Below are 24,666 nucleotides of genomic sequence, written 5' to 3'. Positions count from 1 at the left end.
CCGATGCAGGACGCATCCCCCACGGCGCCGATGCCGCTGAAAGGCATCCGTGTCGTGGAGTTTTCGCACATGGTGATGGGCCCGGCATGCGGCATGGTGCTCGGCGATCTCGGTGCCGACGTCATCAAGGTGGAGCCGGTCGGGGGAGACGCTACGCGGCGCTTGCTCGGCACCGGAGCCGGCTTTTTCCGAACGTTCAACCGTAACAAGCGTAGCCTCGCCGTCGACGTGACGCGCTCCGAAGGCCGTGAACTTATCTTGCGGCTGGTCAGTACCGCAGACGTGCTCACGGAGAACTTCAAGCCCGGGCGCATGCGCCAGATCGGGTTGGATTACGCCACGTTGTCTCGCTTGAATCCGGCCCTTGTCTACGTCTCTCTCAAAGGTTTCCTGCCGGGGCCATACGCAGTTCGCACGGCACTCGATGAGGTTGTGCAGATGATGGCGGGACTTGCGTACATGACGGGGCCGCCGGGCCAACCGTTGCGTGCGGGGACATCGGTCAACGACATCATGGGGGGCGTGTTCGGTGCGCTCGCTGCGTTGGCGGCGCTTTACGAACGCAAGACGACGGGACGCGGGCAGGAAGTGCAGGGCGCGCTCTTCGAGAATTGCGTGCTGCTCGCGGCGCAACACATGCAACAGTACGCTGTCACCGGCGTCGCGCCCGATCCGATGCCGGCGCGTGTGTCTGCGTGGGGCGTGTACGACGTCTTCACGGCGCGCGACGGTGTGCAGATTTTCCTGGCTGTCGTGAGTGACAGCCAGTGGCGCATTTTCTGCGACGTGTTCGGGCGGCACGACCTGGCGGACGATCCCCGTCTGGCAACCAACAACGATCGCGTGATGGCGCGCGACTGGTTGCTGCCGATGTTGCGGGACATGATGCAGGGTTTCGACGCCAGCTATCTCGCGGCGGCATTCGAGCGCCACGGCTTGCCATTCGCGCCGATCGTCAAACCGGAAGCGTTGTTCGACGATCCGCATCTGCTCGCAAGTGGCGGACTGGGCGATCTGACGACCGATGACGGCGAGCAGACGCAGGTGCCATTGTTGCCGATCACGATGGCCGGGCAGCGTCTGCCCGCGAGGCGCCCGTTGCCGACATCGGGCGAGCATACGAACGAGATTTTGCGCGATCTGGGATATCCCGATAGCCAGATTGCGCGTCTGTTGAGCGAGGGGGTGGTGGCGGGACCGGTGGACGGATCGACGCCGGACGATGCATCCGGCGCGGGCGACCCCGCCGGTCCCGTTTTTTGGAAAGACGGCGCGAATCAGGGGTGAGCGCCGATTTCTCGGAGTTTTCCGAGGCGCGTCGGCGTGTTGTCTGCTTGCGGCTCGATGGACGAGCGCGGTACGGTATGGACATCCACCGTCACCTTGCTTCCACCATCACGCTATGACCGATACGCTCGATGCCCTGAACGCCCGCCAAACGTCCGCATTGCCCGACGCCTCAGACAAACCGTTGTCCGGCGTAACCGTGCTCGATCTGACGCGGCTGCTGCCGGGACCTCTCGCCGGTGAGCGCCTCGCGGAATTGGGGGCGCACGTCATCAAGATCGAAGACACGGGCGCGGGCGATTATGCGCGCGAGATGATGCTCAGAGAGGGGGAGTCGGCACCCGGAGCATTCTGGCGACTCCTGAATCGTGGAAAAACCGTCGAGCGGCTGGATCTCAAGCAAGCGGAAGATCGCGCGCGTTTTCTTGAGCATGTTGCCCGTGCGGACGTCCTGCTCGAAGGGTTCCGGCCCGGTGTGATGGCGCGTCTGGGGTTCGATTTCGAAACGCTCGTGAGGGTGCGGCCATCGTTGGTGATGGCATCGATCTCCGGTTACGGACAGCAGGGACCGATGTCGCAAGCGGCCGGACACGATATCAACTACATCGGTTATGCGGGCGTGCTCGATCAACTCGCCGACGCGGGCGACGCGCCCATCGTTCCGAACTTCCAGATTGGCGACCTGTATGGCGGCGGGCAGGCTGCCGTACAAGCGGTGCTGGCGGCGCTTGTCGCCGCGCAACGCACCGGACGCGGGCGTTGGCTGGACATCTCGATGACACACGAAGTGTTTCGCTCGAACATCGTTCCAGCGGTCGCGCTGCATCGTCAGGGCAGTGCTTCACGCGCGGGCAAGGATCTGCTCAATGGCGGTGTGCCTTGCTATCAGGTCTACCGCACACTCGATGGCCGTTACATGGCCGTTGGCGCACTCGAACTGAAGTTTTGGGAGACGTTGTGCGATGTGCTCGATCGGATCGATTGGAAGACGCGTCACTGGTCGTTAGGGCAAACGATCGGCGGTTCGGACGCTATGGCGCTTCAGGCCGAATTGGCTGCCGTGTTTGGCAGTGCGTCGCAAGCCGACTGGACCGCACGTTTTGCTGACGCCGATTGTTGTGTGACGCCTGTACTTCGGCTTGAGGAAGCGATCGACCATCCGCTGTTTGCGCAAACGAGAGAGGCACTGCTGCCGTGATGCGGATAGGCGAGGAGTGTGGTGCGAGGGAGAGATGGGGACCGCAATCGTGTCGACGACGGGCACAAGCCAGCGAGTGCACGCTGGCGATAACAGGTGTTAGCGCCGCGAGGCGTTACCGAATGTCACAATTTTTCATGGCCGTTAGACGCGAATGGGGGCTTCGATCGCGTAGAGTCTTTGCTGACCAAAGATCACTCCGCTATGACTCGACGGCTTGCTTCGCTCCGACCTCGGCAATGGCCGATCCCTGCTGCGCGACAGGGGTGGGTGAGCACCGTCGCCGCGAGTGCCGCGGTCGCCATCGTGACGTGTGCGGGATGCGCGTCTTATCAGGACGCGCCGACGGATCGAGGCAAGGTCCGTTCGACATCGATGACGACGGCGGATCTGGCGCAGACGGACATCAACCGGATGGCGACGCTGGGCATGCGGGCGAATCTCGAGAGCCTGTATCTGCTGGCGGACAAGCTCTACAAGCGCAATCCCCGTGAATGGCACAAGGGCGGGGCGGCGACGCAGGCCGAAGCCATGACGCAGTTGCGTGCTGCCGTCGAGGGACGTCGTACGCTGGCGGCACTAAAGGATTTGCGAGATGTGAAGGCCTTGTCGCTGTCACTGGATCCGACCTTCAGCGGCGATCGGGTCGCCGCTTTCGTCTTCAGTCTGTCCGACACGATCATCGCCGCGCATGGCGGCACGACGGTGTTCTATCTCAGTGATGGATTGGACGCGCAACGCATTTTCAACGCGGCCCGCAATGTGGAGATCGCTGCGTGGTTACTGGCGAGCCGTCACGATACGACGGGCAAGCCGCTGCTGCTGGCGAACGAAGTCGGCGATGTGCGCAATGTGAGTTTCGAGCGCGAGTTCGGCAAGATCATCGGTCGGCTCGATCTTCTCGCCGAGATGCTCGACGAGAAGTACCGTCGGGCCGGTATCGGCTACGTTCAGAACTTGTTGGGGGCGCAGTTCCTTCAGTTCTTGCCGGTACGGTGACCCGGCGACGCACGTGGCGCGGATGAGGTAGGTCGGACAAACGTCACCGATGGGACGCGGAATGTGTGCGAATGCTGTATATTTGCACAGTGTTTCCGCCAGCCACCATGACAGACCCTTCAGCCCCTCTGCGCAAGATTATTCATTGCGACGCCGATTGTTTTTACGCTTCCGTAGAGATGCGTGACGACCCGTCGCTGCGTGGGATTCCGCTGGCGGTGGGCGGTCAGCCGGATCAGCGCGGCGTGGTGGCGACATGCAACTACGAGGCGCGCGCGTTTGGTGTGCGTTCCGCCATGCCGTCCGCGCAGGCCATGAAACTCTGTCCGTCGCTTCGCATCATTGCGCCGACGATGCAGCGCTATCAGGAAGCGTCGAAACGGATCATGGCGATCTATCGCGACTACACGGAGCTGGTCGAACCGCTGTCGCTGGATGAGGCCTATCTCGATGTCACAGACAGCGAGCACTGCGGCGGTTCTGCCACGCTTATCGCCCGCGAGATCCGGGCGCGCGTCGCCGCTGAGGTTGGGTTGACGGTATCGGCAGGGGTGGCGCCCAACAAATTCATCGCCAAGATTGCCAGCGACTGGCGCAAGCCCGACGGTATGTTCGTCGTGAAGCCTGCCGAAGTCGATGCCTTCGTGGCTGTCCTGCCTGTCGAGCGACTATTCGGCGTTGGCAAGGTCACGGCCGAGAAACTCCGCGCGCTGGGGGTGGACTCGTGCGCCGACCTGCGCAGCCATTCGATGGCCGATCTCACCGAGCGTTTTGGTGTGTTCGGACAGCGCCTGTTCGAGCGCTGTCGTGGGATCGATACCCGGGAGGTGAGCCCGGACCGCGAACGTAAGTCCATTAGCGTCGAGACGACGTACACGCGTGACCTGCGGACATTGGCTGAGTGCGAGACGGCGCTCGAACCCTTGCTTCGTCAGTTGACCGAGCGAATTGCTCGAGCCCGACGAAATGAGCCGTTGGCGATTGCCAAGGTGTTCGTCAAGATTCGTTTTGCCGACTTTTCACGTACGACAGCGGAAGCAGGAGCGCTTGGCGTCGATCCGGCCCAGTGCCGCGAATTGCTGGCTGAAGCCGTGGGGCGAAAGCGCCGTCCGGTTCGGTTGATGGGCGTTGGGGTCCGGCTGCTTGAAGCGCAGGCAACGCGCCAGTTGCGCTTGTTCGACGACTGGGAGGACGGCCACGAGGGATCGGATGGATCGACGCACTCGTCGTCCCTATCGGGCGATAATGCATCCACACAGGTTTGAACTGCGCAGACGAGTGAGGTGAGGGATGGCAGAGATCATCGAAGTCACACTGCGGCTGACTGCCGCGTTGATCCTCGGAGGGCTGGTCGGGCTCAACCGGAACCTGCATCACAAGTCGGTCGGCCTGCGGACACTGGCCATCGTTTCCTTCGGATCGGCGTTGTTTGTGCTCGCGGTGGTGCCGTTTCCGGGGACGGCGCTGCCGTACGACGGATCGTCAGTGAGTCGCGTCGTGCAGGGTATCGTCGCGGGGATCGGGTTCCTCGGTGCGGGGTGCATCATCCGGCCGAGTCATGGGGCTTCGGTCCATGGTTTTACGACAGCCGCAGCGCTGTGGAGCACGACCGGAATCGGCATCATTTGTGGCCTCGGTCGCTGGCATATCGCGTTGGTGGCCATGGTGCTGCTGCTTATCGTGCTGGCGCTCGGCGGGCGTATCGAGTCGCTCGCGCACCGTTGGCTAGGACACGACGAGCCGGAAAAGCACTCACCGGACGCGGACGCGACGGTGCCGCGTGCGCACGACGACAAGTAACATCGACGCGTTTGCAGAAGACGCACATCGCAGTCTCCCCGCCCTGAACGTCCTGGGCATATTCTTGTGGATGCCGAAGAAAAATGCCCGCCGAAGCGGGCAAATGACGTTGTCGCAGTACCCCCAAAAGGACGTAAGAGGGCGATTTCATTTTGGTCACCTGCCTGTGTTTCGCCAATCGGGGCTTGCCCGATTAGGGAAAGCACGTTCGGGTGACTACGTAACCGAAGCGCGTGATTGAAATGTGCGCTTCATGTCATTGAAGCGCGCGCAACTCGGTGGCACGTGCGCGAGCGACACGAAGACCGTCGGTTTGAAGGGTGACGGTGGCGGCGTCGGCTTGTTGCGCTGCGTCCGATGCTGAGGTGTACGTCACGATGGCGGCCTGACGTTCGCGGCGAAAACGCTCGGTAATCGGTGCGCATTCGGTGGCGGCTTCGTCGGCCAGACGGATAGGGTCCGGCACGAGATTGACGTAGCGGGCGACGTGACCGTAAAGGCAGGTGCGGTACTGATCGGCCGCGGCATCGGCGGCGGCCAGATGCCGCTCACGCAACGTCGCGGCGTCCGGGCTCGTCTGGCGTGCGGTCGTCGAATCGCCGTGCGGCTTCGGGGGCGCGGCACACCCTGCAAGGATCAGCACGGCAACGGCGCTGCACAGGGTCGGCACAACGTGGCGGAAACAGGCCAAAATCGGAAACTTCCGAGTCATGAGGTAATCGAGGCCGATGGCGTAAAGTTCATGATCTCGCTATGGTACGGGATTTGGCGGATTCGTCCCGGATTCCGCAAGGCACCTGCGATTTAACCCGATGACGGCGCACACCTGTCGCGCCAATCAGACATGAGCGAATTCCAAAAAGGGCTGGTATGGCTGCGACGCGATCTGCGTTGCGCTGACAATGCGACGCTGGCGCAAGCGCTAGCGACCTGTAGCGAGGTCTACGTCGCATTCGTTTTCGATACGACGATCCTCGACGAACTGCCGCGAGACGACCGTCGCGTTGCGTTCATTCACGACAGCGTCGGCGAGTTGGCGAAGACCTTCGCCGACGCGGGCGGCGGGCTTATCGTCCGGCATGGTGATCCGTCGAAGGAACTCCCGGCGTTGGCCAAATCGTTGGGGGTGCAGGCGGTATTTGCCGGCCGCGATTATGAGCCGGCGGCCGTCGCTCGCGACCGATCCGTCGCCCACACCCTGGCGGATTCGGACGTGGCGTTCGAACTGGTCAAGGATCAGGTGATCTTCGAGATGAACGAGATCCTGACGGCGCAGGGCGAACCGTACAGCGTCTTCACGCCGTATTCGCGAGCCTGGCTCAAGCAGGTGCGTCCGGTCGACCTCGCGCCGCATGGACGCGCGACAGACCTGAAACGTCTGGCGAAGCCGCCGCACGGTCACGGCCAACTGCCTTCGCTGGCGTCTCTCGGATTCGATGTGCCGACGTCACGCCGTATGGCGGTGCCCGCGGGCGAGGCGGGGGCGCGCCAGTTGCTCGACGACTTCCTGCCGCGCATGTCGCATTACCACGAGCGGCGCGATTACCCGGCCGTGAAGGGACCGAGCTATCTGTCGGTGCATCTTCGTTTCGGCACGGTATCGATCCGGACGCTGGCGCGTGAGGCGCATGCGGCCATGCTGCGCGGCGGCGACGCCGGGAATGGCGCGAAGACGTGGCTCAGCGAACTGATCTGGCGTGAGTTCTATTTCATGATCCTGCACCATCATCCGGATGTCGTTGGTAACGCCTTCAAGCCGGCCTATGATGCGATCGAGTGGGCGTCCGGCAAGGCAGCCGACGCACTTTTTCAGGCGTGGTGCGACGGGCGCACGGGCTACCCGCTGGTGGACGCGGCCATGCGTCAGATCAATCAGACCGGTTACATGCACAATCGGCTGCGCATGGTGACGGCCAGCTTTCTGGTCAAGGATCTCGGGATCGACTGGCGGCGCGGAGAGGCGTACTTCGCGCGCCACTTGAACGACTTCGATCTGGCGGCAAACAACGGGGGCTGGCAATGGGCCGCCTCTACCGGTTGCGACGCGCAACCGTACTTTCGCATTTTCAATCCGGTCACGCAGTCGGAGAAGTTCGACCCCGAGGGCCGCTTTATCCGGAAGTACGTCCCGGAACTGGCCGACCTGTCGGACAAGGCGATTCATGCACCGTGGCGTGTCGACGCTGAAGTACTGCGAGACGCCAAGGTGACGCTCGGACGCGACTATCCGCAACCGTTGGTTGCGCACGACGTAGCGCGCAAGGAAACGTTGGCGAGGTACGCTGTGGTAAAGACGCCCGCGGTGTCCAGCGAGGCTGGGGCCGAAGACGAATGATCGCGGGGTAAATCCTGCTCAGTGCGAATCCACGCAGATACGTGCGCAGATACGTGTATACCCCGGTCAACTTTTTCCGTGGTCGGCCGTTGATACGGGTATGGCACGCAAGAGGCCTGGGCTTCGATATCGGTTCGCAACGTCGGGGGGCGTTAGTGAGCGTCAGGGAGGAAGCAGTACTACAACAGCAGATGTGCTCAAAATGCTCTGAAACGAGCAAGGGCAGGCCAAAACCACACGGGGAAGCTGGAGTTAATCCTTGGCCGCATAGACGGCAGCTTCGAACCACGGGGTTCGCGTTGAGCGAGTGCCCGGAACGTAAGCGTTCCGGGCATTTTTTTATGCCGTCGCTTTTTGTTTGATCTTTTGTTTCGCCTGATGTCCACGCCATGCGCCGATCCCAAGGACAAGCCAGACGGCCAGATTGAACGGCAAGGTGAAGTATGGCCATCGCAATGGCGCGAGCCATGTGCCCAATACCACGCAGATAGTCGCCGCCAGCATCGCACCAAGCAGGCGAAGCTTTGGAGGGCGCCCGAAAACCCCTAATCCAAGCGCGGCAAGGAAGGCATTGACGCCGGCACCTCCCATCTGAACAGTCATGGAGGGCCAAGGCGTTGCCATCAAGGTAAAGATCATCCAGACGGTCGTGGCCGCGATTAAAGCCCAGAGCGTCGCACGCACATTCCCGAGCGCCAGCACGTACCAGGTGAGCAGACCCAACACCAGCGGCGCGATGAAGACGACCTGCCCGACAGCGCAGAAGACGAAGCCGGGCGTGCCCGCATCGCACGCCAGCGCGCCGCTCCGGGGTAGCAGATCCAGCCACGGTCTGAGGGCCCATGTCACGGTCATGGCGACCACGAAGGGGCCAGTCAGCGCGGGAATCCGGCATCGAGCGAGGATGGCCGTTGCGACGACGCTCATGCCCACGCATAGCGTGAGCCAGGCGGCAAAGCTGGCATCCGGTTGCCACAAGGCGCCGAAGGCAATCCCGGTCAGCGCGCCGTTATAGCCGATCAGGCCCGCCCGACGCCGGTCTCGCGGTATCCGCAATGCGATGGCAAAACCCGAGGCGCTCACGCTCGCTGCCAACCCCGTCATGGCGGCAGACAGGTCGGCCAGCGCGAGCACGGCCAGAAGCAAGGCACCGATGCCGGGCGACGGCATGAAGTAGATTTGCGCGAAGTTGGCCATGACCCCACGCATCTCGGCAATCAGCCATCGACGCTCGCCGGCCAGCGACGATGAGGCTTTCGACGTGGGTGGAGGCGTTACGATGGGCGAGCGGGGCACGGACATGACGGAAACGACAGCGACTTAGGCGGACGTGAGAAGAGGCTCGCGCGCGGTCTTCGGATCGGCCAGTGACAGCAACGCAGCGATGGCGGCGAGCTTACGCCGAACCGTCATCGTCGGGTATGTGGCCTCGTTATAGTCGGTATTTGAGCGGCCGAAAGCCCCGCTCCACTGTCCCGGAAATGCAAAACCCGCGCACGAGGGCGCGGGTTTTGTTCAACCTGTGTCAGGCGCAGCGCTTACTTGCCGCCGCCCTTGGCCGGTTTCACTGCCCAGCTGTCCTTGAGCGAGACGATCCGGTTGAAGACCGGCTTGCCCGGCACCGAATCGTGACGGTCCGCCACGAAGTAACCGTGACGCTCGAACTGCACGCGATCTTCCGGCGCGAAGTTCAGCATGCCCGGCTCGACATAAGCCTGCGTGACCCGCTTGGCGTTCGGATTGATGGCGTCGAGGAAGTTCTTGTCGCCGGCATCCGGGTTTGGGTCGAGGAACAGACGGTCGTAGATGCGCACTTCCGCCGCGAGCGCGTGCGGTGCGCTCACCCAGTGAATGTTGCCCTTGACCTTGTAGTTGTCCGCGCCCGGCGTGCCCGAACGGCTGTCTTCGAAGTAGTTGCAATGCACGGCGCTCACGTTGCCGTCGGCATCGGTATCGAAGCCCGTGCATTCCACCACGTACCCGTAGCGCAGGCGAACCTTGTTGCCCGGGAACAGACGGAAGAAGCCCTTGACCGGCTCGGCCTGGAAGTCTTCGCGCTCGATCCACAGCTCGCGCGAGATCGGGAACGTCCGCACACCGCGCTCAGGAAAGTGCGGATGCACCGGCGCCTGACAGTCTTCCTGCTTGCCTTCCGGGTAGTTGTCGATGATGAGCTTGAGCGGGTCGAGCACTGCCGTGGCACGCGGCGCCTTCGGATCGAGGTCGTCGCGCAGGGCTTGTTCGAGAATGCTCATGTCGATCCACGACGCCGACTTGGCCACGCCGATACGATCGCAGAACAGTTGCAGGCTCTCGGGCGAGAAGCCGCGACGGCGCAGGCCTACGAGCGTCGGCATGCGCGGGTCGTCCCAGCCGTCGACGTGTTTTTCGTCCACCAACTGACGCAGCTTGCGCTTGCTCGTGATCGCGTAGGTCAGTTGCAGACGGGCGAATTCGATCTGTTGCGGCGTGGGGCGGCTGAACATGCCCGCGTCTGCCAGCTCACCGAGCACCCAATCGTAGAACGGACGCTGGTCTTCGAACTCCAGCGTACACAAGCTGTGGGTGATGTTCTCGATGGCGTCTTCGAGCGGGTGCGCGTACGTGTACATCGGGTAGATGCACCAGGCGTCGCCCGTACGATGATGGTGCGCGTGACGGATACGATAGATGGCCGGGTCGCGCAAGTTGATGTTGGGCGACGCCATGTCGATCTTCGCGCGCAGCACGTGCGTACCGTCGGCGAACTCGCCCGCACGCATACGGCGGAACAGGTCGAGGTTTTCTTCGACGGTGCGATTGCGGAACGGCGAGTTCTTGCCGGGCTCGACGAGCGTGCCGCGATTGGCGCGCATGTCGTCGGCGCTCTGGCTGTCGACATACGCCTTGCCACGCTGAATCAGCATCTCGGCGGCTTGATAGAGCTGCTCGAAGTAGTCGCTCGCGAAGTACAGATGTTCTTTCTGCGGCGTTTGATAGCTGAAACCGAGCCACTTGACCATGTCGATGATCGAGTCGACGTATTCGGTTTCTTCTTTCTCGGGGTTGGTGTCGTCGAAGCGCAGATGGCACACGCCATCGTAGTCGCGGGCGATACCGAAGTTCACGCAAATGGCTTTTGCGTGACCGATATGCAGATAGCCGTTCGGCTCCGGCGGGAAGCGCGTTTCGACGCGCTGGCCCCATTTGCCCGAGCGATTGTCTTCGTCAATGATGTTGCGGATGAAATTGGATGCCGCGCTCAGCTCTGTGCTCATGCCTGTCCAGTGTTCGGAGTTTGGCGAATATTCTACCGTACCGCACTGCACCACGGGAGAGCGTCATCTCCACGCCACGCGACGTCGCAATTCAGGACGCGGCATCGAGCCGCGATGCCGCGTCCTATTGCCTCTTGCGGCCCGGCCGGTGGGGCTCAGGGCGTTTGCGTCGACGAGCGCTGGCCAGGCCAGTTGGCGTACGAGAGCAGCCAGAGTGAAATGATGTTGACGATCGGAATGAAGGCCAGCACCGTGAGCCAGGGGGAAAAGCCGAGCCGTCGAAGAATGCGCCACACCGGGACACCGATCAGCACGATGCTGACGAGTAGAGCGAGAAAGCTTGACGTATTAGCCATGAGACATCTCCCTATGCGCCCCACCCAATGCGAGGCCCAGGGGCAAGTATAAGGAAGGGATCGGTGTACCCGGATACGTTTCCCGGATTGTGTCCTATGCTGGAAACACTGTCGGCGTGGCCGGCGGCTCTGTGCGTGACCCTCAATGGAGGAGATCATGGAACTGCATCTCAGCTCGCATCGCTATACGCACCGCTCGCCGGACTGGGCCGCTGCGGCCGTCGCCGGTTTTGTGGCCTGCGCCTTCTTCTCCGCTGTCGAAATGCTCATGGTGCTGCTCGTCTCGGGCCAGAGCCCATGGGTGCCGCCCCGTATGGTGGCGGCCATCGTGCTCGGGCCGGGCATTCTGTCGCAGCCGGCCACGTTCGACGTGTCGATCGTCGCCATGGCATTGATGGTGCACGCGGCCATCGGTGTCGTGCTGGGCGTGGTGCTCGGGGCGATCATCGCGCCATTCCGGCTCGATTCCGACGTCGTCACCGTGTCGATTGCCGGCGGCGTCTTCGGCCTGATCGTCTATGTCGTCAATTTCTATGTGATGACTCAGATGTTCCCGTGGTTCATGGAGTCGCGCGGGTGGACGATGGTGGCGGGTCACGTGATTTTCGGTGCGTTCGCAGGGTATATGTACTGGGTATTGCGGCAAATGGACGACGACAAGTCGGCGCCGTAGTCCAGCCCATCCGGCGCGCGTTGACGCACTTTGGTGCAAGCCGGATCGTTTTCTGCTATCATTCGCCAACTGCATTCATCCGCCCGTCAACTTCGGGTTTGCTTGAGGCAGTTTCTCGTGGCATGAAATGCCCGGCAGATAAGACATCTGCCCGGCGTCGGCCAAACGCGCGGCACGAAAAATCACTACAGATGTGTCGCACGTACGGTGCCGACGCATGTCACTCTGAACGCTTAGTCGTTCAAGTCGCCGTTCCGAAAGGACGGACGACCCCGTTCCCCGAAACAGGAAGTCGTACAGAACGCCCGGATTGCGCCTTGTTTTTTCGCGCCGTCGGTGCGCATGCGGACTTGCGCCGTATGCAACGTTCAGTCGCGTCGGTTGTCGTATGTCAGTCACTTTTTTGTCGTGTGACTGTCATATTCGACAGCTACGCTGCGTGCACTTCACGGAAACATTTGTGCAAATTTGCACTCTCATCACCGTAAGCCGATTCGAGAGGGATAGTTATTAGTCAATTTTCTTGCAGTAAAGAAGGATACAAAATGAAAACAACGCAATATCAAGAATTCCAGTACAGCGTCCACGCCATCGAGCGAGACAATGCCCGTTGGGACGCGTTCTACGAGATTCATCGTCCGACCCAGAAGGGTCTGGAAAAAGTGGGTGCCTATCAGGTGCAGACGGCCTACGGCTTCGCCACGCAGGGTAACGCCCTCGACGACGCCGAGCGCAACGCCCGCGCCGACATCGAGCAAGGTATCGTCTTTTACCAGTAAGTCCGGGACATTCCCCGTTCGACTGCCTCGTTCGCTTTTCTCGTTGGTCTTTTTCGTCTTCCCCCCATTCATCCCATGTGCGCGATCCCGGCATCGTCGCTTTGCGACGGTGCTATAGTCCCGCCTTTCTCACGATTTCCCTCGGCAAAGGGTGGAGCGTCGGCAATGGAATGGATGTGCAAGTCGTTCGATGAGTTGGGCAGCGCGCTGCTTTATCGCATTCTGGCCGCACGAAACGCGGTGTTCGTGGTCGAGCAAAACTGCCCGTATCAGGACATCGACGGACGTGATCCGCACAGCCTCCACCTGGTGGCGCAAGCCACGACGAGCCCGTCGGATGGGGCGCAGATCGCTGCCTATCTGCGATTGCTGCCCCCCGGGTTGGCCTATGACGAGGCCTCGATCGGGCGTGTAATCACGGCGTCGTCCCATCGGGGGACCGGGCTTGGCCGAGAACTGCTCGCGCGGGCCGTCGCGATTGCCGACGCGCAGTGGCCGACGGCGGCGTTGCGTATCGGTGCCCAGGCGCATTTAGAGGCGTTTTACGGCGGGTTCGGCTTCGTCAAAGCCAGTGAGCCCTACGACGAAGACGGCATCATGCATATCGAAATGGTGCGTGCAGCACCGCGCAACGCGTGATTCGATGCCGGCGAGCGCGGTAACATCGCCGCCTTCGCCGAGCACATATTCGCGCAGCATCACGCTTTATCGGCCGGGCCATCGCGCCCGGCACTACAATATCTCCCACCGCAGTTCACGCGTTCCAGAGACTTTCCCCGACACATGGCCTTGTACTCCATCACCGGCGCCCAACTGGCGTTCGGTCACCACGCATTGCTCGACAATGCCGATTTTTCACTCGAAGCCGGTGAGCGCGTCGGGCTTATCGGCCGTAACGGCGCCGGCAAGTCGTCGCTGCTCAAGATTGTGGCCGGACTCACGTCCCCGGACGACGGTCTGGTGGCGCGTCAGGCCGGGCTGCATACGGTCTACGTCCAGCAGGAGCCGGAGTTCGATCCGGAGCAGTCGGTGTTCGACGCCGTCGCACTGGGGCTTGGTGACTCGCACGTCCTGCTTTCCGAATACGACCGCACGGCAGAAGCGCTGTCGGTGGCCCCGGAGGGCGCCGAGCACGATGCCCTGCTTGCCCGTCTGAACTCGCTGCAATCGTCGCTCGATGCGGCCGATGCGTGGCAACTCAAGACACGTGTGGAGACGACCATCGCGCAGCTCGGACTCGACGGGCATGCCCGCGTCGGCGCGCTCTCCGGCGGGATGCAGAAGCGAGTCTCGCTCGCGCAGGCGTGGGTCGCGAAGCCCGATGTGCTGCTGCTCGACGAACCGACCAACCACCTCGATTTCGACGCGATCCGCTGGCTTGAAGAACTGCTCGTCAACTACCGTGGCGCGTTGCTGTTCATCACCCACGACCGGAGCTTCCTGGATCGGGTCGCCACGCGCATCGTCGAGCTCGACCGAGGGCGTCTGCTCTCGTACCCGGGCAACTTTACGCAGTATCAGGAGCGTAAGGCCGAGCAGTTGGAAATCGAACGCGTGGAGAACGCGAAGTTCGACAAGCTGCTCGCGCAGGAGGAAGTGTGGATTCGCAAGGGCGTCGAGGCGCGTCGCACGCGAAGCGTGTCGCGTATCGAGCGTCTGAAGACGATGCGCAGCGAACGTGCCGAACGTCGCGAGCAGCAGGGCAACGTGCGCATGGATGTGGCGCAGGCGGAAAAGTCGGGCAAGATCGTGGCCGAACTTACCAACGTGACGAAGGCCTACGGCGGGCGCGTCATCGTGCGCGACTTTTCCGCGACGCTCATGCGTGGCGACAAGGTCGGTCTCGTCGGCCCCAACGGGGTCGGCAAGACGACGATGCTCAAGCTGATCCTCGGCGAAATCACGCCGGACAGCGGCCAGATTCGCGTGGGCACGAACCTTCAGGTGGCGTACTTCGATCAGATGCGCGCGCAACTCGATCCGGAGCGCAGCCTGCTCGACACCATCAGCCCGGGCAGCGACTGGATCGAGATCAACGGTGCGCGCAAGCACGTCATGAGCTATCTCGGCGACTTCCTGTTTTCGCCGGAACGCGCGCGCTCCCCGGTGAAGTCGCTCTCCGGTGGTGAGCGCAATCGTTTGCTGCTGGCCCGGTTGTTCGCGCGTCCGGCCAATGTGCTGGTGCTCGACGAACCGACCAACGACCTCGACATTCCGACGCTGGAGCTGCTCGAAGAATTGCTTGAGGAATATAGCGGGACGGTGTTCCTCGTGAGCCACGACCGTACGTTCCTCGACAACGTGGTGACGTCGGTCATCGCAGCGGAAGGCGACGGCAACTGGCGGGAGTACGTCGGTGGCTTTACCGACTGGCAGGTGCAGAGCGAGCGTTCGGCGGCCCTTGCCGCGCAACGTGCGCCGGCGGACGACACGCCGAAGGAAACGGCGAGCGCGACCAAGCGGGGCACGAATCGTACCGTCAAGCTCAGTTACAAGGAGCAACGCGAACTCGACGGACTGCCGGAGCGCATTGCGTCGCTCGAAAATGAGCAGAAAGCGGCCGCGGCCACGATCGAAGACGGTTCGATCTTTGTGATAGATCCGGCAGCGGGTGCGGCGTTGTCCGAACGTTTCGAAGCGATTGAACTGGAGTTGCTCGAAGCGCTCGAACGCTGGGAAGTGCTCGAAGCCAAGCAACGCGGCGAGGGCGCGTAAGCCCGTTGGCTCACGCGAACCGCCGTGTCGCGGATAACTGAAATGGCGGCCGGTTTTCCGGCCGCGTTTCGTTGGATGTCACGATGGATGACATGAGGCGGCTGGCGATGTCACTTGAGCGCGCCGCGAGTGACAGTACAATAGGCCGCGATTCATCGGGAGTCGGGCGTCTGTCGGAGCATCGGCCGTCGCCGCACTAACCCCGAGTGCCCATTATGTGGGCGCCGCAACACAAGTCGTTGATCCGGCGTCACTTTTGTCATGTGTTAATGGGTTTTCCCCGTGGTTGTCCACAGGAAATGTGGATAATCGCCGGGCGTCGAACCCCAATTCAGTCACGCTATGTCGAAAAAAAATACGCCTGCCCAGTACAGCGAAGCGTCCATCAAGGTCCTGAAGGGCCTTGAGCCGGTCAAGCAGCGCCCGGGCATGTACACCCGCACCGAAAATCCGCTGCACATCATTCAGGAAGTCATCGACAACGCTTCTGACGAAGCGCTTGGCGGCTATGGCAAGCAGATTCTCGTCACGCTGAACAAAGACGGTTCGGTGAGTGTCGAGGACGACGGCCGTGGCATTCCCGTCGGCATTCACCCGGAAGAGGGTGTGCCGGTCGTGGAAATTGTGTTCACGCGTCTGCACGCGGGCGGCAAGTTCGATAAGGCCGCTGGCGGCGCTTACACGTTCTCGGGTGGCTTGCACGGCGTTGGTGTGTCGGTAACGAACGCACTGGCGACGCGACTGGCCGTGACGGTCTGGCGCGATGGTCAGGTCTCGGAACTCGAGTTCGCCGATGGCGGCAACGTCGACGTCGCGCTCCACTCGCGTGCGGCGCAACGCGGTGAGAAGAAGAGCGGTACGCGCGTGACCGTGTGGCCGGACGCCAAGTACTTCGATAGCCCGGCGCTGCCGCTGGGTGAACTGCAACGTCTGCTGCGCTCGAAGGCCGTGCTGCTGCCCGGCGTGCGTGTGACGTTGCGTCAGGAAAAGAACGGTGAAGAGCAGACGTGGTTTTACGAGCATGGCCTGCGCGGCTATCTCGTCGAATCGCTGGGTGGCGCAGAGCCGCTCATTCCGCTCTTCGAGGGCGAGCGTTTTGCCGACGGCAGCGAAGACAGTTTTGCCGAAGGCGAAGGCGCTGCGTGGGTCGTGGCCTGGACGGAGGACGGTGCACAGGTGCGTGAGTCCTACGTCAACCTGATTCCGACGCCCGCAGGCGGCACGCACGAATCAGGGCTGCGCGAAGGGTTGTTCCAGGCCGTGCGCGGCTTCATCGAATTGCACAATCTTCAGCCCAAGGGCGTGAAGCTGCTGCCCGAAGACGTGTTCTCGCGCGTGTCGTTCGTGCTCTCGGCAAAGGTGCTCGATCCGCAGTTTCAGGGGCAAATCAAGGAGCGCCTGAACAGCCGTGACGCGGTGCGTCTCGTGTCGTCCTTTACACGCCCGGCGCTTGAGTTGTGGCTCAATCATCACGTCGAGCATGGCAAGAAGCTTGCCGAACTCGTGATTCGTCAGGCGCAGGCGCGCACGCGTGCCGGCCAGAAGATCGAAAAGAAAAAGAGTTCGGGCGTGGCCGTTCTACCGGGCAAGCTCACGGATTGCGAGACGGAAGACATCACGCGCAACGAACTGTTCCTCGTCGAGGGCGACTCGGCAGGTGGTTCGGCGAAGATGGGGCGTGACAAAGAGTTTCAGGCGATTCTGCCGTTGCGCGGCAAGGTCCTCAATACGTGGGAGACCGAGCGCGACCGGCTGTTCGCGAACAACGAAGTGCACGATATCGCGGTGGCGATCGGCGTCGATCCGCACGGCGCGAACGACACGCCCGATTTGTCGAATTTGCGCTACGGCAAGATCTGCATCCTCTCCGATGCTGACGTGGATGGCTCGCACATTCAGGTGCTGCTGCTGACGCTCTTCTTCCGCCATTTCCCGCAACTGATCGCGACGGGGCACGTGTTCGTGGCGCGCCCGCCGTTGTATCGTGTCGACGCTCCGGCACGTGGCAAGAAGCCCGCGCAAAAGCTCTACGCGCTCGACGAGGGCGAACTCGAAGCGATTCTCGACAAGCTGCGCAAGGACGGTGTTCGCGAATCGGCATGGTCCATCAGCCGCTTCAAGGGGCTGGGCGAGATGAGTGCCGAGCAACTCTGGGAGACGACGATGAATCCCGACACGCGGCGTCTGAGCCCCGTGGCGTTGGGGCACCTCGATTTCGACGCAACCGTGTCCCGCATGAACATGCTCATGGGCAAGGGCGAGGCGGCGCAGCGCCGTAGCTGGCTCGAAGCCAAGGGCAACGAAGTGGAAGCCGATATCTGAACGGAATGCCGTAAGCCCGTGTCTGGCGGGCGATCGGTGGGGTGTCGGCGTGCCGGAAAGTGTCCATTCATCGCATTTTCGCCGCGCTCACGCAGGGCAAACCAGCGTGAGCGCTCACATAGTGGGATAATCCACCCTTCACCCTACCGGGAGTCGCGTTATGTTGCGTTCTATGCGTTGCATTTTCGTGCCGATGTTGCTTGCTGGTGCAAGCGCTACCGCCTTGGCACAGTCGGCCCAGCCGCGCGTCTTCTTCGTTGCCCCTGCTGATGGGGCGACGGTTTCGAACCCGGTCGTGGTCAAGTTCGGCGTCGCGGGCATGGCGATCAAACCGGCGGGCGACATGACGCCCGACACCGGCCATCACCATCTCATCATCGACGGTGATCCGGTTCCGGCAGGTCAGGTCGTTCCAACCGACGACACGCACCTGCATTTCGGCAAAGGACAGACCGAGACGAGCGTCAATCTGACGCCTGGCGATCACACCCTGACGATGCAATTCGCCAACGGTGCGCACCAGTCGTACGGTCCGGCCATGAGCCAGACGATCAAGGTGCATGTCAAAGGTCAGCAATAATCAAGTTTCGACGGCGGAGCGCCGCAGCGCGATCCGCCGAAAGTTCTCGCTGCGGCAATTCGCAGGTCCCGCGTTGGCAGCCTTGCTGCTTGCCGCGACGCCACTCGCGCACGCCGAGCTTTATGGCTACGTCGACGAAAACGGTGTCGCTCACCTGGCGGCTCGCAAGCTCGATGCGCGCTATCGGCTGGTGGTCGGTAATGGTGGCGGCGTCGATTTGCGCACCCAGCAGCAGGGCGGTGCGGTCAGCACCACCGATCGTTCGCGTCTGTACGATGCGCTTGCCCGTCACCCCAATCTGAAAAAACTGGCGCCCGTGATCTCACAGGCAGCGCAGAAATTTCATGTCGATGCGGCGTTGCTGAAAGCCGTGATTGCGGCTGAGTCAGGATTCGATAGCGATGCCGTGTCACCCAAAGGCGCGGTGGGATTGATGCAAGTGCTGCCGACCACCGGGGAGCGTTACGGGGTGCGGTCGGACGCTCGCCGCACGGTGGCCCAGAAACTCACCGATCCGCGTACCAATGTGCTGACAGGTGCACGCTACTTGCGCGACCTGCAAGCGCGATATCCCGACCGTCTCGAATTGGTGCTCGCGTCGTACAACGCAGGTGAGGGCGCTGTCGCCCGGCACGCAGATCAGATTCCGCCTTATGCGGAAACGCGCGATTACGTTGCAGCCGTGCTCGAACTGTATCGACGTTTCAATCCCGATGCGGCCGGCATGCCGGGCGGGGAGGTCGTCAGGACCGGCGCCGGGAAATTCGGCAATGCCCGCGTGAACGGCTCGCGCGACGGCCGCATACACGTCGTTCTGGGCGCACCGACAGGCCTGCCCGTGGTGCCTGCTACTATGCCGAACGCTTCTGGGCGTGAATCGGCACCCTCCGGGTTGTCGGCGCCGCCCGCCACCGACTGAGGCCGTTTCCCGCATGCGGTATGCCGCATGGCGACTCGGAATCTTCCGAATTGCGGTCGGAATTCCGGTAGTTTCACTCGCCGTCGATCCCAAAATCACATCTCGCTTTGCCATTCGGACGCGTTTTTGCCGAAATGTACCGGCGAGCTTGGTATGATCTCGCGGTCAACGTCCTCCCGAACTCTCGTCAAACGTTCGCAGCAAACCCACAGGTTTTATGGAACAAGTAGAAGATCTCTTTACGCAACCGTCGGATGACGACACGCTAACGCTCGGCGCGTATGCCGAGCGCGCTTATTTGGACTACGCGATCAGCGTGGTCAAGGGCCGCGCCCTGCCGGACGTCTGCGATGGTCAGAAGCCGGTGCAGCGCCGCATCCTGTTCGCGATGAACGAAATGGGCCTTGCGTCCGACGCGAAGCCGGTGAAGTCGGCGCGCGTCGTCGGCGATGTGCTCGGTAAATTCCACCCGCACGGCGACCAGTCCGCGTATGACGCCCTGGTGCGTCTCGCGCAGGACTTCTCGATGCGCTATCCGCTCATCGACGGTCAGGGCAACTTCGGTTCGCGCGATGGCGATGGCGCGGCGGCAATGCGATACACCGAAGCGCGTCTGACGCCGATCGCGAAGCTGCTGCTCGACGAGATCGACGCGGGCACCGTCGATTTCGTGCCGAACTACGACGGTTCCACCGAGGAGCCGCGCTTGTTGCCGGCACGCCTGCCGTTCGTGCTGCTCAACGGCGCCTCGGGGATCGCGGTCGGTCTGGCCACGGAAATCCCGTCGCATAACCTGCGGGAAGTCGCGTCGGCTGCCGTCGCCCTGATCCGCAATCCGAAGCTCGACGATGCCGAGCTGATGACCCACGTGCAGGGGCCGGACTTTCCGGGCGGCGGGCAACTGATCTCAAGCGCGGCAGAGATTCGCGCCGCTTACGAGAGCGGCCGTGGCAGTCTCAAGATGCGGGCGCGCTGGAAGATCGAAGAAATGGCGCGCGGTCAGTGGCAGGCGGTGGTGTATGAATTGCCGCCGAATACCTCCGGTCAGAAGGTGCTCGAGGAAATCGAGGAACTGACGAATCCGAAGGTCAAGCTCGGCAAGAAGTCGCTCACGCCCGAGCAGCAGAATCTGAAGCAATCGATGCTGGCAATGCTCGATGCCGTGCGCGACGAATCGGGTAAGGACGCACCGGTGCGTCTCGTGTTCGAGCCGAAATCGAGCCGCATCGATCAGCAGGAATTCATCACCATGCTGCTCGCGCACACGAGCCTGGAGTCGAGTGCGTCGGTGAACCTCGTGATGGTGGGCGCCGATGGCCGTCCAGGCCAGAAGTCGTTGCGCGACATCATTACCGAATGGATCGGCTTCCGCTTCGAGACGGTCACGCGACGCACGCGTCACCGTCTGGGCAAGGTCGATGACCGCATCCATATTCTCGAAGGCCGCATGATCGTCTTCCTGAATATCGACGAAGTCATTCACATCATTCGCGAGTCGGACGAGCCGAAGGCCGCGCTGATGGCATCGTTCAAGCTGAGCGAGCGTCAGGCCGAAGACATCCTGGAAATTCGCCTGCGTCAGTTGGCGCGTTTGGAAGCGATCAAGATCGAACAGGAACTCGCGTCGTTGCGCGACGAGAAGGCGAAGCTCGAAGACCTGCTCGCCAACGAGAGCACGATGAAGCGCCTGATCATCAAGGAAATCGAAACCGACGCCAAGCAATTCGGCGACGAGCGCCGCACCTTGATTCAGGAAGAGAAGCGTGCGGTGGCCGAAGCACGCGTCGTCGATGAACCGGTGACCGTTGTCGTTTCTGCCAAGGGTTGGGTCCGGGCGCTCAAGGGGCACGGTCTGGACGCGCAGGGTTTCTCGTTCAAGCAGGGCGACTCGCTGTATGGCGCCTTCGAATGCCGGACGGTCGATCCGTTGATTGCATGGGGCAGCAACGGCCGTGTCTATTCCGTCGCGGTGGCGCTCCTGCCGGGCGGGCGTGGCGACGGCGTGCCGTTGACCTCGCTGATCGAACTCGAATCGGGTTCACGCCTGTTGCACTACTACGCGGCTTCGGGCGAGCAACCGCTGTTGCTGGCCACGACGGCTGGCTTTGGTTTCACGACCAAACTGGGCGATATGGTCAGCCGCGTGAAGGCAGGCAAGTCGTTCATGACGATCGATGACGGTGCCGAGCCGTTGGCGCCCACGCCGATCTGGCAGGGGGCGAGTGCCGTGGCCTGCCTGTCGAGCGATGGACGTCTGCTCGTATTCGGCATGGACGAAATGAAGGCGCTCACCGGGGGCGGACGTGGTGTCACGCTGATCGGTCTCGAAAGCAAGCAGACGCTGGTGTCGGTCGTCCCGATCAGCGAAGCAGGGGTCACGGTGTACGGTGAGGTGCGGGGCGGCAAGTTGCAGTCCGAGACGCTCTCGGGGGCATCGCTGGCGCCGAACATCGGCAAGCGCGCTCGCAAGGGCCGTGCACCGGCAGTGAAGTTCTCGACGTTCAAACCGCGTTCGCTCGAGCCGGTGTTGCCGGCCGCGCCTACGGCATCCTGAGAGGATCACGCATGAGTGTCTACGCCTTCAGCCTGTTCCTGCATCTGGTGAGTGTCGCCGTCTGGATCGGCGGAATGTTCTTCGCGCTGGTGTGTCTGCGTCCGGCGTCGTCCGAGCTTTCTCCCCAGCAACGTCTGCCGTTGTGGGAAGCGGCGTTCACGCGCTTTTTCACGTGGGTCGGCGTTGCCATCGTGCTGATTCTGCTCTCCGGCGGGCACATGATGATGGGCATGGGTGGTTTGCATGCCCGTTGGCCCGTGCATGCCATGGCGGGGATCGGTGTGCTGATGATGCTGGTCTTTGGGCACATCCGTTTCGCCCTGTTCCCGCGCCTGCAACGCGCGGTGCAGGCGCAGTCCTGGCCCGACGGGGCTGCGGCCGTCAACGGCATTCGCCGGCTCGTGATTCTGAATCTCGTGCTGGGGATCGTGGTGATCGGTCTGGCGGCGTCGCTGCGCGGCTGATACGGCCGATACGGGGCGCGCCGATCACATCCGATCGCAAGATTGGCGGCATCACGTGGCTGGCGGACGCTCCTCGCGGAGATGGCCCGCCACTTCGTGGCACATCGCCACGAAAGCCTGAACAAGCGGGCTATTGTCGTCGCGGCGCTTTCCCAAGAGCAACGGTGCATGGGCATCGGGTTCGCTGACATCCATGAAGTGCGCCCCTTCGATCTGGATGCAACGCACCGCTGCCGGTAGTATCGCCACACCCAATCCACTTGCCGCGAGCGCGACAATCGTCGTCGACTCGCGCGCCTCCTGCACGACACGCGGTGTAAAACCAGCGCGCTCGCACATGCCCCGAATCTGACCGTCGATGGCCGTGCCCACGCCGTGGGGATGCATGATGAAGGCTTCGTCAGCCAGATCGGCAATCGACAGGCTGGCCCGCCGCGCGAGGCGATGCCCTTGATGCAAGACCACGACCAGCGCCTCATCGATCAATGTCTCGAAACTCAGGCCTGCGACCGGCGGAGCATCTTCTGCCTGGCGTAACAGACCGATGTCGAGCGTGCGAGCGACCAGTGCCTCGCGCTGATTCTCCGAGGGCGACTCGCTCAGCGTGAGCGTGACGCGTGGATACCGCTGACGGTAGCTCGTGAGCACGCGTTTCATGAGATTCGTCATCGGCGCCGACGTCGTAAAGGCGATGCGTAACTCTCCGGCATCGAGTCCGGCAATCTGCTGCACTTCGAGGCGCGCAGCATCGGCATCGGCCAGAATCTGGCGCGCCCGCACGAGGAACGCGCGTCCCGCGGCAGTGAGGAAGACGCGTCGCTGCGAGCGCTCGAAGAGCGGCACGCCCAACTCATCTTCCAGTGCGCGGATCTGCATCGACAGCGGCGGTTGTCCGATGTTGAGCTTCTGGGCCGCACGGCTGAAATGCAGTTCTTCGGCGACCGTCACGAAGTAGCGGAGATGGCGCAGTTCCATGCTTCGAGCCTCAATTGATCTGTTTTATATATAGAAAAGTCGCTTAAATATATATTGGACGCGGGGTAAGGGCAAACCTATCATTCGTTGTATACATTTCACCCTTGGTTCGCGCGAGGCGAGCCATCTCCATGGCATCAACGAATTCCCTCCCTCTTGCTACCGGCGGCGCGTCCGTCGCCAGCGCGTCTGCGCCGAAACTTCCTGCGGGCGTAGCCCGTGGCACCCGTGAATACGCCGTCATCAGCCGGGCGCTCTTTTTCGGCGGTTTTTCAACGTTCGCGCAGCTCTACTGCATGCAGTCGCTGCTGCCGCTGCTGACGACGACATTCGGCATCAGTCCCGCGCAGGCGAGTTGGTCGGTGTCTGCGGCAACGATGATGATGGCGCTTGGCCTGCTCGTGACGTGTGTCGCCGCAGACCGCGTGAGTCGCAAGCGCATGATGACCATTGCGTTGCTCAGTTCGTCAGTGCTGACGCTGGCGAGTGCGTTCTCGACCAACTTCGAGACCATCGTCATTCTGGCGGCGTTGAAGGGGCTCGCCCTGTCGGGCTTGCCGGCGATCGCCATGGCTTACCTCAGCGAAGAGATCGATCAACGCTCGCTCGGCATGTCGATGGGCCTCTACATCGGCGGCAACATTCTGGGCGGGATGGCGGGCCGGGTGATGGCCGCCTTCGTCGCCGATATGTTCTCGTGGCGTGTGTCCGTCGCGCTGATCGGACTCGTCTGCCTGGCGATGGGACTCGAATTCGCCCGCAGCTTGCCTCATTCACGCCGCTTCACGCCGCGCCACATGCCCGTGCGCGAGGCGCTCGGTCATGCCCGCCGCCATCTGGGCGATCCGGCGCTGCTTGGTCTGTATCTGTTCGCCGGGCTGATGATGGGCAGCTTCGTGAGCATCTACAACTATCTCGGCTTCCATTTGTCGGCAGCCCCGTTCCATCTGCCGCATGCGGCCATCGGCGCCATTTTCGCGATGTATCTGATTGGGGTGGCCGGCTCGTTCATCGCGGGGCCGCTCTCGGATCGCGTGGGGCGTCCGCGCCTGCTCTGGGCGCTCGTGGCGTTGGCGATGGTCGGGCTTGTGACGATGTTGTCGCCGCAGGTGCTGGGCGTGGTGGCCGGTCTGGCGATCTTTACGTTCGGCTTCTTCGGTGCCCATACCGTTGCCAGCAGTTGGGTCGGACGGCGCGCGACAGAAGGGCGGGCGATCGCATCGGCACTGTATCTGTTCTTTTACTACCTCGGATCCAGCCTGCTCGGCAGCTTCTCTGGTGTGATGCTCAAGTCGAACGGCTGGCACGGTGTGGTCGCCTTGCTGTCCGTCGCTGTGGTGATTTCATTGGTCGTCGCCATCGCGATGCGGCGTGCGTACGGATCGGGCAAGCCGGTCTGATCGACGTCGAAGCGAGTTTGACACCGCTGCAAAACACAACAGCCACCCGAGGG

At 62.3% G+C, this 24,666-nt stretch carries 21 protein-coding genes; 16 read left to right on the top strand and 5 right to left on the bottom strand.

The window, feature by feature from the left end; genetic code table 11:
• The first annotated feature begins 3 nt into the window (after positions 1 to 3).
• The 5 genes from A9762_RS09205 to A9762_RS09185 all read left to right on the top strand — a co-directional run bounded on the left by A9762_RS09205 (position 4) and on the right by A9762_RS09185 (position 5,284).
• Complete coding sequence (locus tag A9762_RS09205) at positions 4 to 1,287, top strand: CaiB/BaiF CoA-transferase family protein (RefSeq protein WP_069341739.1); 1,284 nt, start codon at positions 4 to 6, stop codon at positions 1,285 to 1,287.
• Between the two features lie 115 nt (positions 1,288 to 1,402).
• Positions 1,403 to 2,485, top strand: coding sequence for a CaiB/BaiF CoA-transferase family protein (locus tag A9762_RS09200; RefSeq protein WP_069341738.1), 1,083 nt, complete (start codon positions 1,403 to 1,405; stop codon positions 2,483 to 2,485).
• 270 nt (positions 2,486 to 2,755) lie between these two features.
• Positions 2,756 to 3,484 carry a hypothetical protein gene (locus tag A9762_RS09195; protein ID WP_083253778.1) on the top strand — a complete coding sequence of 243 codons (729 nt, stop codon included), beginning with the start codon at positions 2,756 to 2,758 and terminating at the stop codon, positions 3,482 to 3,484.
• A 107-nt stretch (positions 3,485 to 3,591) separates the two neighbouring features.
• The gene (dinB, locus tag A9762_RS09190) at positions 3,592 to 4,749 is read left to right on the top strand and encodes a DNA polymerase IV (RefSeq protein ID WP_083253809.1); all 1,158 of its coding nucleotides are present in this window, start codon (positions 3,592 to 3,594) and stop codon (positions 4,747 to 4,749) included.
• Positions 4,750 to 4,774: 25 nt separating this feature from the next.
• Positions 4,775 to 5,284, top strand: a complete 510-nt coding sequence (locus A9762_RS09185) for an MgtC/SapB family protein (protein ID WP_069341737.1) — start codon at positions 4,775 to 4,777, stop codon at positions 5,282 to 5,284.
• Between the two features lie 256 nt (positions 5,285 to 5,540).
• Here A9762_RS09185 and A9762_RS09180 read toward each other — a convergent pair whose 3' ends face one another.
• Positions 5,541 to 5,996, bottom strand: coding sequence for a hypothetical protein (locus tag A9762_RS09180; RefSeq protein ID WP_139133144.1), 456 nt, complete (start codon positions 5,994 to 5,996; stop codon positions 5,541 to 5,543).
• A 132-nt stretch (positions 5,997 to 6,128) separates the two neighbouring features.
• On the opposite strand from A9762_RS09180, the gene A9762_RS09175 reads away from it, so the two are divergent.
• Complete coding sequence (locus A9762_RS09175; protein WP_069341735.1) at positions 6,129 to 7,619, top strand: deoxyribodipyrimidine photo-lyase; 1,491 nt, start codon at positions 6,129 to 6,131, stop codon at positions 7,617 to 7,619.
• 339 nt (positions 7,620 to 7,958) lie between these two features.
• Here the strand turns inward: A9762_RS09175 and A9762_RS09170 are convergent, their stop codons facing one another.
• The 3 genes from A9762_RS09170 to A9762_RS09160 all read right to left on the bottom strand — a co-directional run bounded on the left by A9762_RS09170 (position 7,959) and on the right by A9762_RS09160 (position 11,232).
• The gene (locus A9762_RS09170; RefSeq protein WP_083253777.1) at positions 7,959 to 8,921 is read right to left on the bottom strand and encodes an urea transporter; all 963 of its coding nucleotides are present in this window, start codon (positions 8,919 to 8,921) and stop codon (positions 7,959 to 7,961) included.
• Between the two features lie 236 nt (positions 8,922 to 9,157).
• Positions 9,158 to 10,876, bottom strand: a complete 1,719-nt coding sequence (locus A9762_RS09165; protein WP_069341733.1) for a glutamine--tRNA ligase/YqeY domain fusion protein — start codon at positions 10,874 to 10,876, stop codon at positions 9,158 to 9,160.
• 155 nt (positions 10,877 to 11,031) lie between these two features.
• A complete protein-coding gene (locus tag A9762_RS09160; protein ID WP_069341732.1) occupies positions 11,032 to 11,232 on the bottom strand; it encodes a hypothetical protein in 201 nt (66 codons plus the stop codon).
• A 157-nt stretch (positions 11,233 to 11,389) separates the two neighbouring features.
• Between A9762_RS09160 and A9762_RS09155 the strand changes: the two genes are divergently transcribed.
• The 9 genes from A9762_RS09155 (at position 11,390) to A9762_RS09115 (ending at position 22,238) form a co-directional block, all read left to right on the top strand.
• Positions 11,390 to 11,905, top strand: coding sequence for a hypothetical protein (locus tag A9762_RS09155; RefSeq protein WP_069341731.1), 516 nt, complete (start codon positions 11,390 to 11,392; stop codon positions 11,903 to 11,905).
• Between the two features lie 545 nt (positions 11,906 to 12,450).
• Positions 12,451 to 12,684, top strand: coding sequence for a hypothetical protein (locus A9762_RS09150; protein WP_069341730.1), 234 nt, complete (start codon positions 12,451 to 12,453; stop codon positions 12,682 to 12,684).
• Positions 12,685 to 12,849: 165 nt separating this feature from the next.
• The gene (locus tag A9762_RS09145; RefSeq protein WP_069341729.1) at positions 12,850 to 13,323 is read left to right on the top strand and encodes a GNAT family N-acetyltransferase; all 474 of its coding nucleotides are present in this window, start codon (positions 12,850 to 12,852) and stop codon (positions 13,321 to 13,323) included.
• 144 nt (positions 13,324 to 13,467) lie between these two features.
• The gene (locus A9762_RS09140) at positions 13,468 to 15,399 is read left to right on the top strand and encodes an ATP-binding cassette domain-containing protein (RefSeq protein WP_069341728.1); all 1,932 of its coding nucleotides are present in this window, start codon (positions 13,468 to 13,470) and stop codon (positions 15,397 to 15,399) included.
• A gap of 342 nt (positions 15,400 to 15,741) precedes the next feature.
• Positions 15,742 to 17,721: a DNA topoisomerase IV subunit B gene (locus A9762_RS09135; protein ID WP_069341727.1), complete on the top strand. Its 1,980-nt coding sequence runs from the start codon at positions 15,742 to 15,744 to the stop codon at positions 17,719 to 17,721.
• A gap of 193 nt (positions 17,722 to 17,914) precedes the next feature.
• The gene (locus A9762_RS09130) at positions 17,915 to 18,301 is read left to right on the top strand and encodes a DUF4399 domain-containing protein (protein WP_371442721.1); all 387 of its coding nucleotides are present in this window, start codon (positions 17,915 to 17,917) and stop codon (positions 18,299 to 18,301) included.
• Positions 18,282 to 19,220: a lytic transglycosylase domain-containing protein gene (locus A9762_RS09125; RefSeq protein ID WP_069341726.1), complete on the top strand. Its 939-nt coding sequence runs from the start codon at positions 18,282 to 18,284 to the stop codon at positions 19,218 to 19,220. The genes A9762_RS09130 and A9762_RS09125 overlap by 20 nt, the downstream gene beginning before the upstream one ends.
• 217 nt (positions 19,221 to 19,437) lie before the next feature.
• Positions 19,438 to 21,774, top strand: a complete 2,337-nt coding sequence (parC, locus tag A9762_RS09120; RefSeq protein ID WP_069341725.1) for a DNA topoisomerase IV subunit A — start codon at positions 19,438 to 19,440, stop codon at positions 21,772 to 21,774.
• A gap of 11 nt (positions 21,775 to 21,785) precedes the next feature.
• On the top strand, positions 21,786 to 22,238 hold the full coding sequence (locus tag A9762_RS09115) for a CopD family protein (protein ID WP_069341724.1): 453 nt from the start codon (positions 21,786 to 21,788) through the stop codon (positions 22,236 to 22,238).
• Between the two features lie 51 nt (positions 22,239 to 22,289).
• Here the strand turns inward: A9762_RS09115 and A9762_RS09110 are convergent, their stop codons facing one another.
• Complete coding sequence (locus A9762_RS09110; RefSeq protein ID WP_069341723.1) at positions 22,290 to 23,213, bottom strand: LysR substrate-binding domain-containing protein; 924 nt, start codon at positions 23,211 to 23,213, stop codon at positions 22,290 to 22,292.
• 131 nt (positions 23,214 to 23,344) lie between these two features.
• Between A9762_RS09110 and A9762_RS09105 the strand changes: the two genes are divergently transcribed.
• Positions 23,345 to 24,613, top strand: coding sequence for an MFS transporter (locus A9762_RS09105; protein ID WP_069341722.1), 1,269 nt, complete (start codon positions 23,345 to 23,347; stop codon positions 24,611 to 24,613).
• Positions 24,614 to 24,666 lie beyond the last annotated feature (53 nt).

It is taken from the genome of Pandoraea sp. ISTKB (assembly GCF_001721285.1).
Taxonomy (GTDB): Bacteria; Pseudomonadota; Gammaproteobacteria; order Burkholderiales; family Burkholderiaceae; genus Pandoraea; species Pandoraea capi.
Note: the sequence above shows the minus strand (reverse complement) of the source record. Positions and strands in the feature narration are given on the sequence as shown.

Coding starts and splice junctions, on each gene's coding strand:
- A9762_RS09115 (WP_069341724.1), top strand. CDS start 21,786: ATGAGTGTCTACGCCTTCAGCCTGTTCCTGCATCTGGTGAGTGTCGCC.
- A9762_RS09125 (WP_069341726.1), top strand. CDS start 18,282: ATGTCAAAGGTCAGCAATAATCAAGTTTCGACGGCGGAGCGCCGCAGC.
- A9762_RS09155 (WP_069341731.1), top strand. CDS start 11,390: ATGGAACTGCATCTCAGCTCGCATCGCTATACGCACCGCTCGCCGGAC.
- A9762_RS09145 (WP_069341729.1), top strand. CDS start 12,850: ATGGAATGGATGTGCAAGTCGTTCGATGAGTTGGGCAGCGCGCTGCTT.
- parC (WP_069341725.1), top strand. CDS start 19,438: ATGGAACAAGTAGAAGATCTCTTTACGCAACCGTCGGATGACGACACG.
- A9762_RS09180 (WP_139133144.1), bottom strand. CDS start 5,996: ATGACTCGGAAGTTTCCGATTTTGGCCTGTTTCCGCCACGTTGTGCCG.
- A9762_RS09160 (WP_069341732.1), bottom strand. CDS start 11,232: ATGGCTAATACGTCAAGCTTTCTCGCTCTACTCGTCAGCATCGTGCTG.
- A9762_RS09150 (WP_069341730.1), top strand. CDS start 12,451: ATGAAAACAACGCAATATCAAGAATTCCAGTACAGCGTCCACGCCATC.
- A9762_RS09185 (WP_069341737.1), top strand. CDS start 4,775: ATGGCAGAGATCATCGAAGTCACACTGCGGCTGACTGCCGCGTTGATC.
- A9762_RS09135 (WP_069341727.1), top strand. CDS start 15,742: ATGTCGAAAAAAAATACGCCTGCCCAGTACAGCGAAGCGTCCATCAAG.
- A9762_RS09170 (WP_083253777.1), bottom strand. CDS start 8,921: ATGTCCGTGCCCCGCTCGCCCATCGTAACGCCTCCACCCACGTCGAAA.
- A9762_RS09110 (WP_069341723.1), bottom strand. CDS start 23,213: ATGGAACTGCGCCATCTCCGCTACTTCGTGACGGTCGCCGAAGAACTG.
- A9762_RS09165 (WP_069341733.1), bottom strand. CDS start 10,876: ATGAGCACAGAGCTGAGCGCGGCATCCAATTTCATCCGCAACATCATT.
- A9762_RS09205 (WP_069341739.1), top strand. CDS start 4: ATGCAGGACGCATCCCCCACGGCGCCGATGCCGCTGAAAGGCATCCGT.
- A9762_RS09140 (WP_069341728.1), top strand. CDS start 13,468: ATGGCCTTGTACTCCATCACCGGCGCCCAACTGGCGTTCGGTCACCAC.
- A9762_RS09200 (WP_069341738.1), top strand. CDS start 1,403: ATGACCGATACGCTCGATGCCCTGAACGCCCGCCAAACGTCCGCATTG.
- A9762_RS09105 (WP_069341722.1), top strand. CDS start 23,345: ATGGCATCAACGAATTCCCTCCCTCTTGCTACCGGCGGCGCGTCCGTC.
- A9762_RS09130 (WP_371442721.1), top strand. CDS start 17,915: ATGTTGCTTGCTGGTGCAAGCGCTACCGCCTTGGCACAGTCGGCCCAG.
- A9762_RS09175 (WP_069341735.1), top strand. CDS start 6,129: ATGAGCGAATTCCAAAAAGGGCTGGTATGGCTGCGACGCGATCTGCGT.
- dinB (WP_083253809.1), top strand. CDS start 3,592: ATGACAGACCCTTCAGCCCCTCTGCGCAAGATTATTCATTGCGACGCC.